11 protein-coding genes are annotated in these 13,346 nt (G+C 65.7%); 7 read left to right on the forward strand and 4 right to left on the reverse strand.

Translation table 11 applies throughout. From position 1 onward, the window contains the following. Positions 1 to 70: 70 nt before the first annotated feature. Positions 71 to 1,030: a GlxA family transcriptional regulator gene (locus tag KY389_RS11950; protein ID WP_425517187.1), complete on the reverse strand. Its 960-nt coding sequence runs from the start codon at positions 1,028 to 1,030 to the stop codon at positions 71 to 73. Between the two features lie 229 nt (positions 1,031 to 1,259). On the opposite strand from KY389_RS11950, the gene KY389_RS11955 reads away from it, so the two are divergent. The 7 genes from KY389_RS11955 to phoB all read left to right on the forward strand — a co-directional run bounded on the left by KY389_RS11955 (position 1,260) and on the right by phoB (position 9,988). Further along, a complete protein-coding gene (locus tag KY389_RS11955) occupies positions 1,260 to 3,821 on the forward strand; it encodes a GcvT family protein (RefSeq protein WP_219831220.1) in 2,562 nt (853 codons plus the stop codon). A gap of 266 nt (positions 3,822 to 4,087) precedes the next feature. After that, a complete protein-coding gene (locus tag KY389_RS11960; RefSeq protein WP_219831222.1) occupies positions 4,088 to 5,113 on the forward strand; it encodes a substrate-binding domain-containing protein in 1,026 nt (341 codons plus the stop codon). A gap of 61 nt (positions 5,114 to 5,174) precedes the next feature. Further along, entirely contained in the window at positions 5,175 to 6,380 is a 1,206-nt protein-coding gene (gene pstC, locus KY389_RS11965; protein WP_219831224.1) for a phosphate ABC transporter permease subunit PstC, read from the forward strand. Then, the gene (gene pstA, locus KY389_RS11970) at positions 6,377 to 7,741 is read left to right on the forward strand and encodes a phosphate ABC transporter permease PstA (protein ID WP_219831226.1); all 1,365 of its coding nucleotides are present in this window, start codon (positions 6,377 to 6,379) and stop codon (positions 7,739 to 7,741) included. Before pstC ends, pstA begins: the two co-directional genes overlap by 4 nt. Positions 7,742 to 7,762: 21 nt before the next feature. After that, on the forward strand, positions 7,763 to 8,560 hold the full coding sequence (gene pstB, locus KY389_RS11975; RefSeq protein ID WP_219831228.1) for a phosphate ABC transporter ATP-binding protein PstB: 798 nt from the start codon (positions 7,763 to 7,765) through the stop codon (positions 8,558 to 8,560). A 15-nt stretch (positions 8,561 to 8,575) separates the two neighbouring features. Then, on the forward strand, positions 8,576 to 9,295 hold the full coding sequence (gene phoU / locus KY389_RS11980) for a phosphate signaling complex protein PhoU (protein WP_219831230.1): 720 nt from the start codon (positions 8,576 to 8,578) through the stop codon (positions 9,293 to 9,295). A gap of 3 nt (positions 9,296 to 9,298) precedes the next feature. After that, entirely contained in the window at positions 9,299 to 9,988 is a 690-nt protein-coding gene (gene phoB, locus KY389_RS11985) for a phosphate regulon transcriptional regulator PhoB (RefSeq protein WP_219831231.1), read from the forward strand. Positions 9,989 to 10,033: 45 nt separating this feature from the next. Here phoB and KY389_RS11990 read toward each other — a convergent pair whose 3' ends face one another. The 3 genes from KY389_RS11990 to KY389_RS12000 are packed head-to-tail and all read right to left on the reverse strand — an operon-like array spanning position 10,034 to position 13,303. Further along, positions 10,034 to 11,161, reverse strand: a complete 1,128-nt coding sequence (locus tag KY389_RS11990; protein ID WP_219831232.1) for an ABC transporter permease — start codon at positions 11,159 to 11,161, stop codon at positions 10,034 to 10,036. Further along, positions 11,158 to 12,309: an ABC transporter permease gene (locus KY389_RS11995; RefSeq protein ID WP_219831233.1), complete on the reverse strand. Its 1,152-nt coding sequence runs from the start codon at positions 12,307 to 12,309 to the stop codon at positions 11,158 to 11,160. The genes KY389_RS11990 and KY389_RS11995 overlap by 4 nt, the downstream gene beginning before the upstream one ends. Positions 12,310 to 12,313: 4 nt before the next feature. Next, positions 12,314 to 13,303 (reverse strand): HlyD family secretion protein, encoded by a 990-nt coding sequence (locus KY389_RS12000; protein ID WP_219831234.1) that lies wholly within the window; start codon positions 13,301 to 13,303, stop codon positions 12,314 to 12,316. Between the last annotated feature and the right edge of the window lie 43 nt (positions 13,304 to 13,346).

A 13,346-nucleotide genomic window follows, 5' to 3' on the forward strand; every position in this document is an offset into this window, starting at 1 on the left:
GCAGTTCCCTCAATCTGATGGAGAATCTGCGCAACCTTTGAAGGAGCAGACGACATGAGAAAGAACCGCCTCAGCGGCTTGCTGCCTGCCGCACCGCATGCGGGGTCTGACCATAGCGGCGGCGGAACATGCGGCTCAGATGCGAGCTGTCGCAAAAGCCGCATTCCAATGCGATCTGCGATATGGGCCGGTTCCCCGTGACGACCAGGTGATGGGCCAGCGACAGGCGCATCTCGAGAAACGCGGCCTGGGGCGAGGTGCCGAGCGCGGTCCGGAAATGCCGCTCGAGCTGGCGCTTGCTGTGGCCGATACGGCGGGCGATCTCGGCCATGGTAAAGGGCTGTTCGATGTTCTGCTGCATCAGCAGCAGCGCGCGCAGCACCATCGGATCGCGGGTCTTGAAATCCATCGTGATGCCCGGCTGAGGCTTTTCGGCCTGCAGCGCCTCGTCGATGATCATGATGTTCAGGCTCTTGCGGGCTTGGGCGCGGCCCACATGCTTGTCCACCAGATAGGCCGCCAGATGGGCCGAGCTGGCACCCCCCGAACAGGTCAGCCGGTCGCGATCGACGACGAAAATCTGGTCGGTGACCGGGTTCAGCCCCTCGAATTGCGCCAGGAAATCGGCATGGTGAAACCAGCTGACGCAGCAGCGATATCCCTCCAGCAACCCTGCCTGATGCAGCAGGAAGGCGCCTGTGCAGATACCGATCAGCGGCACGCCCGCTGTCGCGGCCTCGTGCAGGAAACGGTGATAGCCGGGGGGCAGGACGGTCTTGTCCTCCATCACGCCGCCGATCACGGCGATGTAGTCGAATCGCGCCGGATCGCCCAACCGTTCCTGGGGCTGGAGGCTGATCCCGCAGCTTGATGTCACCGGCTCCATGCTGTCGGACAGCACGGCCCAGTTGCACAGGATCGGACGGCTGCGGTCGCCCTCGTCCGCGGCCAGGCGCAGCACGTCAACGAAGTTGGCAAAGGCGCAAAGCGTGAAACGCCGCGCCAGGATGAAGCCCACGGACAGCCGCACCCGGCCTGGCCGAGGGCGCAGGGCGCGGGGCGCAGAACGTGCTGGGGATGCGGCAGGGCGGATGGCGACCTCTTGGGGACTGTCTGCGGTTCCATCCTGTCGTAGGCTTCATGGCGCGGTGACGCAATCGTCCTGTTAACCAGGCCCGCGCTGCGGCATTCTCGGAACCCTAGACCGGAGGGCTTCGCCACGGCGCAGCCCCGCGCCCCAGATCCTGAGGATGACCCAGATGTCCAGCTTTCCGTCCCGCGCCCGCGTCGTCATCGTCGGCCTAGGAGGCATTGTCGGCGCCTCGGTCGCCCATCACCTGATCGAGAACGGCTGGGACGACATCGTCGGCATCGACAAGTCCGGCATCCCGACCGATATCGGATCGACGGCCCATGCCTCGGATTTCTGCTATGCGACCAGCCATGACCTGCTGTCCTGCTGGACGACCATGTATTCCATGGATTTCTATGAGAAGCTGGGCCACTACCGGCGCATCGGGGGCCTTGAGGTCGCGCGCGTGGGCGACGATGCCCGCATGGCCGAACTGCGGCGCCGGGTGGATAGCGGTCGGGCCTTCGGCACCAATGTCAGCATCATCTCGGCCGCCGAGGCCAAGGCGAAATTCCCCCTGCTGGAGGAGGACCAGATCCAGGGCGCGCTGTGGGATCCGGATGCGGGCCTTGTCGTGCCACGCTCGCAGACCGTGGCGGGCAAGCTGGTGGACATGGCCGAGGCGGCGGGCAAGCTGCGCGCCTTCGCGAACACCCCTGCGCTGGAATTGCTGCATCAGGACGGCCGCATCACCGGCGTGCGCACGACCCGCGGCACGATCATGGCCGACCGCGTCGTCGTCTGCGCGGGTCTCTGGGGGCGGCTTATCGCCGAGATGGCGGGCGAGGATCTGCCGGTCATGCCGGTCGATCATCCGCTGACCTTCTTCGGCCCCTATGACGAATTCGCGGGCACGGGGCTGGAGATCGGCTACCCCCTGTTGCGCGATCAGGGCAATTCCGCCTATCTGCGCGACACGGGCGACCCCAGCACGACCGAGGGCGGACAGATCGAGTGGGGCTATTATTATGAAAAGGACGTGCGGATGGTTCATCCGCGCGACCTGCTGGAAAAGGATCAGGCGCGGCTGTCGCCCTCGCAGCGCGATCTGGTGCTGGACGACGTGATCGAGCCCTTGGAACGCGCGATGGAGCTGACGCCCATCCTGGCCGAGCTGGGCTTCAACGAAAGCCATTCCTTCAACGGCCTGTTGCAGACCACCACCGATGGCGGCCCGTCCATGGGCGAAAGCCGCAGGTTGCGGGGGCTGTGGTATGCCGTGGCGATCTGGGTCAAGGACGCCCCCGGTATGGGCAAGCTGATCGCGGACTGGATGACAACGGGCCGCACGCCGATCGACCATAGCCGCATCGACTACGCGCGCTTCAGCGACTTTCAACTGACCGAGGACTTCATCGCCGGCCGCTGCGAGGAAACCGCCGCCAAGATCTACAACCCTCCGGTTCATCCGCGCGAGCCCTTTGCAACGGGCCGCGGCATCCGCCGGTCCCCGTTCTACGAGCGCGAAAAGGAGCTGGGCGGATATTTCATGGAACTGGGGGGGTGGGAACGCGCGCATGGCTATGCCGCCAACGAGCACCTGCTGGAAAAATATGCCGATCAAGTCCCCGAGCGCCTGAACGAATGGGACAGCCGCCATTTCTGGCGCGTCTCCAACGCCGAACAGCTGGAGATGAGTGCCGATTGCGGCATCATCAACCTGTCGCATTTCCACATCACCGACATTTCCGGGCCGGATCATGTCGAAATGATGGAATATCTGTGTGTGGCCCGGATCGGCGGCGACGGCAATATCGGCAAGGGCATCTATACCCATATGCTGGACGATGAGGGGATGGTCCGCGCCGATTTCACTGTCTTGCGCATGGCGGATCGCTGCCGTCTGGTGAACGGTGCAGATGCCGGGCCTCGCGATCTGATGTATATGCGCCGCGTGGCGCAGGATCGCGGCTTTAATGTGACGATCATCGACAGGACCGAGGATTTCACCACGATCGGCATCTGGGGCCCGAATGCGCGCGCGCGGCTGAAAACCGTGGTTGCGGATCCTGATGCACTGGATGCGGCGAATTTCCCCTTTGCCGCAATCCGGCAGATCGAGATTGCAGGCCGCAAGGTCACGGCTTTCCGGATTTCGTATGTGGGCGAGCAGGGCTGGGAACTGCACATGGCCTATGATGATGGTCTGGCCGTGTGGGACGCGCTACGCGGGGCAGGGGTGATGGCCGTGGGGATCGAGACCTACGCGAACTCGCGCCGTCTGGAGAAATCGCTGCGCCTTCAGAACGCGGACCTTCTGACGCAATACAACCTGCTGGAAGCCGATCTGGCCCGTCCCAAGGTCAAGGAGGCCGATTTCGTCGGCAAGGCCCGACATCTGGAATACCGCGCGCGCCGTCATCAGCCCGCGATGTTGTGCACGCTGGTGATGACCGACAACGTGGACAGCAATGGCGTGGCCCGTTATCCGGTCGGCACGCTGCCGGTCATGGACCCGGACACGGGCGCGGTGCTGATCGACAGCCTGGGAAGGCGGTCCTACACGACCTCGATCGCCTATGGCCCGTCGGTGGGACGCAATATCGCGCTGGCCTATCTGCCCTGGGACTATTGCCAGATGGGCCGCAGGCTGCATGTCAGCTATTTCGATGAACTCTATCCGGTCGAGGTCGCGGGAATCGGCCATGCGGCGCTATATGACCCGCAGAATCTGAAGCCGCGCAGCTGAGGCAGTTCCGCCCCGTGAATTTCGCCGCCTGGCGCGCCCGGTGTCCTTCGGCGGGCGCGCAAGGCGGCGATTCACGTCGCTTGTGAAAGATCCTCCGCCACGTCGGCCATCCGTCCCGCCTCATCGCAGCGCAGGCATTGGCGCGCTCTGTCGGCCTTGGCAGCAGGCTTCGCCATTGTCACGCTTTTGTCACATAAGTTTGGCGTCGGCGTTACAATCGCGTAATAGGTGGGGCGTGCATCGACCCACTCCACAGGAGACGACACATGAAATTCCTCGGCCTCGGCGCAACCGCGCTGTCCGTCATCGCTCTGACCGCCACGGCCGCCTCGGCGCGTGACCAGGTCCAGGTCGCGGGCTCGTCCACGGTTCTGCCCTATTCGACCATCGTGGCCGAACTGTTCGGCGAGAACACCGATTTCGCCACCCCGGTCATCGAATCGGGCGGCTCGTCCACGGGTCTGCGCCGCTTCTGCGAGGGCGTCGGTCCGAACACGATCGACATCGCCAATTCCAGCCGCGCGATGCGCGAAACCGAAGTCGCGGAATGCGCGGCCAATGGTGTGACCGACATCATCGAAGTCCGCTTCGGCTATGACGGGATCGTCTTTGCCTCGGCGGCGGACGGCAACGAATTCGCGCTGACCCCCGCCGACGTGTTCAACGCCCTGGCCGCACGCCGCGTGGTCGATGGCGCCGTGGTGGACAACACCGCCACCAACTGGGCCGAAGTGAACCCCGATCTGCCTGATCAGGAAATCCTGGTCTTCGTTCCGGGCACCCGCCACGGCACCCGCGAAGTCTTTGAAGAGAAGGTCATCATCCAGGGCTGCGCCGATTCCGGCGCCAAGGAGGTCTTCGAGGCCGAGCTGAGCGAGGAAGACGCCAAGGAAGCCTGCGTCCGCCTGCGCACCGACGGCCGCTCGATCGACATCGACGGCGACTATACCGAAACCCTGGCCCGGATCGGCAGCTCGCCCAACGGCATCGGCGTCTTCGGCCTGTCCTTCTACGAGAACAACACCGACACCCTCCGCGTGGCGACGATCAACGGCGTCGTGCCCAGCACCGAGACCATCTCTTCGGGTGAATACCCGGTCTCGCGTCCGCTGTTCTTCTACGTCAAGAAGGCGCATATCGGCGTCATCCCCGGCCTGAAGGAATTTGCCGAGTTCTTTGTCTCGGACGCGATTGCCGGCCCGAACGGCCCGCTGGCGGCCTATGGCCTGGTCTCGGACCCCGAACTGGCCTCGGTTCAGCAAACGGTCGCCGACGAAGTGACCATGCAGTGATCCAGCCCGGGGGCCGGTTTCCGCCGGCCCCCGTTTCCCCTGACCGCCCGAGGTTCGACGGATGCCCCTGTCCTGGTCCCTGCTTGCCGCCATGATCCTGGCCGCGGCGGGTTTTTTCGTTGGTCGCAGTCGCGCCTATTCCGCATCGGGCGGTGATGTGCGGCAATTGCACAGCCGTCCCGCCTATCATGGCGCGAATGTCGCGCTGGCGGTGATGCTGCCCGCCCTCACGGTGCTGGCCTTGGCCACCTTCGCGCGTATGGCCGGGGTCATTCCGGTCGAGGCTGCGGGGGTTGCCGGCCTTGTGGCACTTGGCGCGGCAGTGGCCGGTCTGGGCTGGGCTGTCACCCGCGTCGAAACCAGCTTTCGCGCCCGCAGCATGGTCGAACGCATGGTGCTGGGCATCATGATGTTCTGTTCGCTGATCGCCATCGCCACGACCATCGGCATCGTGCTGTCGCTGGTCTTCGAGACGGTCAACTTCTTCGAGAAATACAGCATCCGCCAGTTCTTCTTCAGCACCGAATGGTCGCCCCGCTTCGAGGGGAATTCCCGGCTCGGGGTGCTGCCGCTGCTCTGGGGCACGCTTTATGTCAGCTTCATCGCGCTGCTGGTCGCGGTGCCCATCGGCCTTCTGGCCGCGATCTATCTGTCGGAATATGCCGGGCCGCGCTTTCGCAGCGTCGCCAAGCCCGTGGTCGAGGTTCTGGCGGGCATCCCGACCATCGTCTATGGCCTTTTCGCGCTGGTAACGGTTGGCCCGCTCTTGCGCGACTGGATCGCGCAACCCACAGGCCTGGGCAACAGCGCCAGTTCGGTGATGACCGCCGGGCTGGTCATGGGCATCATGCTGATCCCCTTTGTCAGCTCGCTTTCCGACGACATCATCAACGCCGTGCCCCAAAGCCTGCGTGACGGGGCGCTTGGCCTCGGCTCGACCCCCTCCGAGACGGTGCGCAGCGTCGTGCTGCCTGCGGCCCTGCCGGGGATCGTCGGCGCGATCCTGCTGGCCGCCAGCCGCGCCATCGGCGAAACGATGATCGTTGTTCTGGGCGCAGGAGCGGCCGCCACGATCAGCGCCAACCCGTTCGAGGCGATGACCACCATTACGGTCAAGATCGTCAGCCAGCTGACCGGCGACAACGACTTCTCTTCGCCCGAGACGCTGGTCGCCTTTGCCCTGGGCCTGACACTGTTCGTCATCACGCTCGGGCTGAACGTCGTCGCGCTTTATATCGTGCGCAAGTATCGCGAGCAGTACGAATGACCGATCTGTCCTCGAACCCCGTCAAGGCGGTCCCGTCCGCGCGCCCGAATAGCGGCTCGCTGTATCAGAGGGACACGCGCACCCGCCGCCGCAACGCGGCCGAAAAGCGGTTCCGCGCTTACGGACTGACCGCAATCCTGATTGCGGTCCTGGCATTGGCCTTCCTGGTCACGACGATCATCCGCGACGGCTCGGGCGCGTTCCGTCAGACCTATCTGTCCATCCCGGTGGCGCTGGATGCGGAAATCCTGGATCCCCAGGGCAACCGCGACCCCGCCCAGATGGCAAGCGTGCTGACCCTGTCCTACGGGCAGGTGCTGGACCGGGCGCTGGACCGGGCGGTCGCCGATCTGAACCTCCAGATCCCCGGCCTGCAGGATGGCGACGTGGACGGTCTGGTCTCGCGCGATGCCTCGGCACAGCTGCGGCGCATGGTGCTGGACAACCCGGAACTGGTCGGCCAGACGGTCGATGTGAACGTGTTGGTGAACGGCCGGATCGACGGCTATTTCAAGGGCCGCGTCACCATGCAGTCGGCGGAACGCGACAGCAACGTGTCACCTCAGCAATTGCTGCTGGCCGAGGCGCTTCGCGACGAAGGGTTGCTGGTCACGCGCTTCAACCGCGAATTCCTGACCAATGCGGACGCATCCGACCAGCGCCCCGAGGCCGCGGGCGTGGGTGTGGCGATGCTTGGTTCGCTCTACATGATGCTGGTGGTGCTGTTCCTGGCCGTCCCGATCGGGGTCGCTGCCTCGATCTATCTTGAAGAATTCGCGCCAAAGAACCGCATCACCGACATCATCGAGGTCAACATCTCGAATCTCGCGGCGGTGCCGTCGATCGTCTTCGGCATCCTGGGGCTGGCGGTCTTCATCAACTTCGTCGGCCTGCCGCAATCGGCGCCCATCGTGGGCGGCCTGGTGCTGACGCTGATGACCCTGCCCACGATCATCATCGCGACCCGCGCCGCGCTGAAATCGGTGCCGCCCTCGATCCGCGACGCGGCGCTTGGGGTAGGGGCCTCGAAGATGCAGACGGTGTTCCACCATGTCCTGCCCCTGGCCATGCCGGGCATCCTGACGGGCACGATCATCGGCCTGGCGCAAGCCCTGGGCGAAACGGCGCCCCTGCTGCTGATCGGCATGGTCGCTTTCGTGCGCGAATTTCCCGCCGCGCCCCCCGAAGGGCTGTTCGACCCCGCCTCGGCCCTGCCGGTGCAGGTCTATAACTGGACGCAGCGAAGCGACCCCGCCTTTGTCGAACGGGCATCTGGCGCGATCATCGTGCTGCTGGTCTTCCTGCTCTGCATGAACCTGCTGGCCATCTATCTGCGCCGCAAGTTCGAGCGTCGTTGGTAAGCGGGCGCAAGGAGCTTATACATGTATGATACCACCCGAACGGAGAGCGCCGTGACACAGACGGATGTCAAGATCTCGGCCCGCAACGTGCAGGTCTATTACGGCGACAAGCACGCCATCAAGGATGTGAATGTCGAGATCCTCGACAAGACCGTGACCGCCTTCATCGGCCCCTCGGGCTGTGGCAAGTCCACATTTCTGCGTTGCATCAACCGGATGAACGACACCATCGACATTGCCCGGATCGAGGGCAGGATCCTGCTTGATGGCGAGGATATCTATGATCGCCGCGTCGATCCGGTGCAGTTGCGCGCCAAGGTCGGCATGGTCTTCCAGAAGCCGAACCCCTTTCCCAAGTCGATCTATGACAACGTGGCCTATGGGCCGCGCATCCACGGGCTTGCCCGCAGCAAGTCCGATCTGGACGAGATCGTCGAACGCAGCCTGCGCGGCGCGGCCTTGTGGAACGAGGTCAAGGACCGCCTGCACGAACCCGGCACTGGCCTTTCGGGCGGTCAGCAGCAGCGTCTGTGCATCGCCCGCGCTGTCGCCACTGCGCCCGAAGTCCTGCTGATGGACGAGCCCTGCAGCGCGCTGGACCCTATCGCCACCAGCCAGGTCGAGGAACTGATCGACCAATTGCGCGAGAAGTTCTCGGTCGTGATCGTGACCCATTCGATGCAGCAGGCCGCCCGCGTCAGTCAGAAAACCGCCTTTTTCCATCTGGGCAGCCTGGTCGAATACGGAGATACCGACGACATCTTCACCAAGCCGCGAGACAGCCGGACCGAGGCCTATATCTCGGGCCGGATCGGCTGATCGAAAGGACGCGACATGAACCGCGACAAGCATATCTCTTCAGCCTTCGACCGCGATCTTGAAACGATCCAGGCGATGGTGGTCAAGATGGGCGGCATGGTCGAGGCCGCGATCACCGACGCCGCAACCGCGCTGGACACCCGCGACGAGGAACTGGCCGAAGAGGTCCGGCGCCGCGACAAGGCCATCGACGCGCTCGAGGCGCAGATCAACGAGGATGCCGCCCGTCTGATCGCGCTGCGTGCCCCCACCGCGACCGATTTGCGCATGGTGCTGGCCGTGATGAAGATTGCCGCCTCGCTGGAGCGGGTCGGCGACTATGCCAAGAACATGGCCAAGCGGACCGAAGTCCTGTCGCATTTGCCCGCGATCGACGGTTCGGGCATGGCGCTGCGCCGGATGAGCCAGGCCGTGAACAAGATGCTCCAGGACGCGCTGGACAGCTATATCCGCCGCGACGCCGATCTGGCCCATGACGTGCGCCAGCGCGATCTGGAAATCGACCAGATGTATAATGCGCTGTTCCGCGAATTCCTGACGCACATGATGGAGGATCCGCGCAATATCACGCCCTGCATGCATCTGCACTTCATCGCCAAGAATGTCGAGCGGATGGGCGACCATGCGACCTCGATCGCAGAGCAGGTCGTCTATCTGGTGACAGGCGAACTGCCTGACGAAGCGCGTCCGAAAAGCAACAGCGTGCCGATGGCGGCGACCTTGGGCGAGGGCTGATCCATGACGCGACAGGCCCCTTGTGTTCTGGTCGTCGAGGATGAGGGCGCGCAGCGCGAGGTTCTTCACTACAATCTCGAAGCCGAAGGCTTCGATGTCGTGATGGCCGACAATGGCGAGGACGCGCTGCTTCTGGTGGCCGAAGAACAACCCGACCTGATCGTGCTGGACTGGATGCTGCCGAAGGTCTCCGGGATCGAGGTCTGCCGCCAGGTCAAGGCCGATCCCGCCACGCGCCACATCCCGATCATCATGCTGTCCGCCCGCAGCGAAGAAGTGGACCGCGTGCGCGGGCTTGAGACCGGCGCCGACGATTACGTGGTCAAACCCTATTCCGTCGTCGAATTGCTGGCGCGGCTGCGCGCACAATTGCGTCGCACCCGGCCGGCTTCGATGGGCGAGCGGCTGTCTTTCGCAGACATCATCCTCGATTCCGCCGAACATCGCGTCTTTCGCGCCGGCCAGCCCCTGCATCTGGGTCCGACCGAGTTCCGGCTGCTGTCCACGCTGATGGAAAAGCCGGGTCGTGTCTGGTCGCGCGAACAGCTATTGGACCGGGTCTGGGGCCGCGACATCTATGTCGATACGCGCACCATCGACGTTCATATCGGCCGCCTGCGCAAGGCGCTGATGAAGAACGGCGGCGACGATCCGTTGCGAACCGTGCGCGGCGTGGGATATTCGCTCGGCTGAGACCGCGCTGGACGGAACGCGCCCGGCCAGCGTCCTTCCTGCCGATCAGGATGAACGTTTTCCTGTCCGCAGCGCATCGACCATCAGCACGGAAGCGCCCAGTAAGGCGGTCAGCGCCCAGAGGTGCCACAGGATCGGCGCGATCTCGGGCAGGCTCGCGCCCATCTGCGTGACCCGCACAAACCCGTCGATGGCCGCGGTGGACGGAATCAGCTGCGCGACCGCGTTGAGATGGGCGGGGATCGCCTCGGCCGGCCAGGCAAAGCCCGACAGGAAGAAAAAGGGCAAGCCAAGCGCCAGCAGCACCACCTGCACGATCTCGGCCCGCCGGAACAGCGCCGCGACCAGTTGCGCCAGAAGCCCCGTCGCCAGCAGGAAAGGCAGGCCCAGCATCATCAGCGCGCCAGGATTGCCCAGGATCGGCAGGCCATAAAGCACCGGCAGCACGATCAGATAAACCGGCAGCAGCCCCGACCAGATCGTCAGCCACGCCCCCGCCCGGCCCAGCAGCCGCCAGACCGGATGACCGGGCAGCGAACCCCGCCGCGTTGCGGCAAGCGCCAGCCCCATCAACATCGTCTGCTGCAGGATCAGCACGAAGGCCGCGGGCAGCACATAGGTCGCGTAACCGGCGGCGGGGTTGAACAGCGGCACCTCGATCTGGGTCGCGGGGCTGACCTGCGCCGCGGCCACGGCGCGGGGCGTGCCTTGGGCGATCAGGCGCCCGGCCTCGATCTCGGCGCCCATCTGGCGCAGGGGGACGGCGGCGCCCTGCATCACGCGCTGATACATCAGGAAATAGCTGGCATCGGCGTAAAGCGCGACGGGGCTCTGGTCGCCGCGCAGCAGGGCACGCTCGAACCCGTCGGGGATCAGCATGACGCCATAGGCGCGGCGTTCATGGACCAGCCGCGTGGCCTGGGCCATGTCGGGGGCGCGATGGGTCAGAGCCACGGCTTCGGAGGCGTCCACACGCCGCGCCAGATCGGCCGATGCGGTCGATCCGTCCTGATCGACCAGCACCACCGGCACGTCGCGCAACAGTTCGGCGCGATAGGGCAGGGGGTAGATCACCGCATAGATGACCAGCGCCAGAAGGACGATCAGCCGCACCTGCCGGTCGCCCAGCACGGCGGCCAGTTCGGCGCGGAAGGCAGAGGCCAGCGAACTCATGCCGGGGCCTGCTGACGGGACAGGCGCCACAGACGCAACAGGACCAACGCCACCAGCACACCCGCGATCACCGTCAGCCACAGGACCGACATGGCCGAGATGTCGATGGGCGTTGCGCGCAGTGACTGGTCGATGCGCAACTGCACATACCAGGTGCCGGGAATGACCGCGCCCCAGGCCTGAGCCAGCGTGGACATCGCTTCGCGCGGAAAGCCCAGCCCCATGAAGCCGAAGGCCGGCGCGGTGATGATGGCGATCAGGCTGGCCGCCCGGCCCATGTCCCGGGTCAGCACGAAGGCCAGCGCGCCAATCATTTGCGACGCCAGCACGAACAGCACCGCACCAAGCGCCATAAGCCACAGCGACCCGCGCAAGGGCACGGCCAGCCAGCCATAGAGCGCCACATCCGACAGGCCCAGGATCAGCAGGAAGATCACCGTATAGGGCAGGATCTTGCCCAGCATGGCGGGCAGGATGCCGCCCGCCATGCGCATCAGCACGCGCGGATGCCGCCCCGGCCCGAAATCCAGCGAGACCGCATAGGCGGTCGCGGCGGCGGCGATGATCTGCAGCACTGTCGGGATCAGCGCGGCCAGCAGGAAATGCACATAATCAAAGGCCGGGTTGAACAGCGCATGGGCCTGCATCGGGATCGGCTGCAGGGCGACCATGGCCTGCACCGGGGCCTCGCCCTGACCCTGACGCACCGACAGGCGCAGGCCCGCCAGCGCCGTGTCGATGGCGTTGCGGGCGCCGCGGGCGACCAGCGATCCGGCGCTCATGTGCTGGTTGTCGTAGAAGGTGACGATCTCGGGGCGCGCGCCGCGGGTGATGTCGCGTTCCAGGTTCTGGGGCATCAGCACCGCGCCGCGCACCGCGCCGGACACGATCAGCGACCGCGCCTCGGACAGGTCGGATGCGCGATGGGTCACGGTCAGTTCGGGCGCCGCGTCCAGCATCCGCGTGACGGCCCGCGACAGGTCCGACCGGTCCAGGTCGATCACCGCCACCGCCATGCCCGTCGGAATCCCTGCGCGAAAGATCCCGCCCAGGACCAGCAGCATGACCAGCGGCAGAACGATGACCAGCCCCGCCAGCGCCGGGCGGCGCGGCAGCAGGCGGATCTCGCGCGCCATGACGGCCAGCATGGCCCTAGCGATCCAGCTGGATCAGGGCGGACATGCCGGGGCGCAGACCCTCCAGCGGCGCGACGGGCCGGGCCCGCAGCTCGAAGCTGCGCAGGTCGAAATCGCCCGTCGCGCGGGTAGCGCGCCAGCTGGCGAACTGGCCCTGCACGTTGATCAGGGTGATCTCGGCCTCGGTCTCGGCGTCCAACGCCGGGATACGGACGCTTAGCCGGTCGCCCATCGCCAGCCCGGCCAGCAGATCCTCGCGCAGGTTGAAGGTGAACCAGGCCTGATCCAGATCGACGATGGTAAAGAGCGGCGCGCCGGGACCGACATTTTCGCCCATCTCGATCATGCGGCCCGAGATCTCGCCCGACATCGGCGCGAAGACCCGCAATTCGTCCAGATCGGCCTGACGTTGAGCCAGCACGGCCTCGGCCTGGGCCACCTGGGCCGCCGCGACCTGCCGTTCCTCGGGCGAGGCCCCGGCGCGGGCCAGGTCAAGCTGCGCCTCGGCGGCCTCGACCCGGCCTGCAGCGGCGTCCAGGTTGCGCGTGGACTGGTCCAGCGCCGCCTGCGGGCGCAGGCCCTGCTGCGACAAATCGGTGTCGCGGCCCAGCTGTTCCTCGGCCAGGCGCAGATCGGCCCGGGCGGCGGCCAGCTCGGCCTCGCGGGCGCGGATCACCTCGGGGCGGGTGGCGCGCGCGGCGGCCTCTGAGGCGCGTGCGACCTCCAGCCCCGAGGCTGCGGCAGCATGGGCCGCGACCAGTTGCGGGTTCGAGAGTTCGGCCAGCAGTTGGCCCGCATCGACGCGCTGGCCCAGATCAGCCTCGATTCGCACGACCCGGCCCGAGATGCGCGCCGAGACATCGACCCGCGGCGCGGCGACCTCGCCCTGGATCAGCAGCGGACCGGGGCGCGTCGCCCACCAGATGGCGGCGATCACCAGTCCGGCCATCAGGGCCAGCACAAGAAAAGGGGCAAAGGCTTTGCGGGACGCCGGATCAGGCTTCATCGGTTCGGTCCTCGGAATCTCGGGCCGCCAATCTAGGCGCTAA

Source organism: Paracoccus bogoriensis (assembly GCF_019431455.1).
Classification (GTDB): domain Bacteria; phylum Pseudomonadota; class Alphaproteobacteria; order Rhodobacterales; family Rhodobacteraceae; genus Paracoccus; species Paracoccus bogoriensis.

Coding starts and splice junctions, on each gene's coding strand:
- KY389_RS11995 (WP_219831233.1), bottom strand. CDS start 12,309: ATGCTGGCCGTCATGGCGCGCGAGATCCGCCTGCTGCCGCGCCGCCCG.
- pstC (WP_219831224.1), top strand. CDS start 5,175: ATGCCCCTGTCCTGGTCCCTGCTTGCCGCCATGATCCTGGCCGCGGCG.
- KY389_RS11955 (WP_219831220.1), top strand. CDS start 1,260: ATGTCCAGCTTTCCGTCCCGCGCCCGCGTCGTCATCGTCGGCCTAGGA.
- phoB (WP_219831231.1), top strand. CDS start 9,299: ATGACGCGACAGGCCCCTTGTGTTCTGGTCGTCGAGGATGAGGGCGCG.
- pstB (WP_219831228.1), top strand. CDS start 7,763: ATGTATGATACCACCCGAACGGAGAGCGCCGTGACACAGACGGATGTC.
- KY389_RS11990 (WP_219831232.1), bottom strand. CDS start 11,161: ATGAGTTCGCTGGCCTCTGCCTTCCGCGCCGAACTGGCCGCCGTGCTG.
- KY389_RS11960 (WP_219831222.1), top strand. CDS start 4,088: ATGAAATTCCTCGGCCTCGGCGCAACCGCGCTGTCCGTCATCGCTCTG.
- phoU (WP_219831230.1), top strand. CDS start 8,576: ATGAACCGCGACAAGCATATCTCTTCAGCCTTCGACCGCGATCTTGAA.
- KY389_RS12000 (WP_219831234.1), bottom strand. CDS start 13,303: ATGAAGCCTGATCCGGCGTCCCGCAAAGCCTTTGCCCCTTTTCTTGTG.
- pstA (WP_219831226.1), top strand. CDS start 6,377: ATGACCGATCTGTCCTCGAACCCCGTCAAGGCGGTCCCGTCCGCGCGC.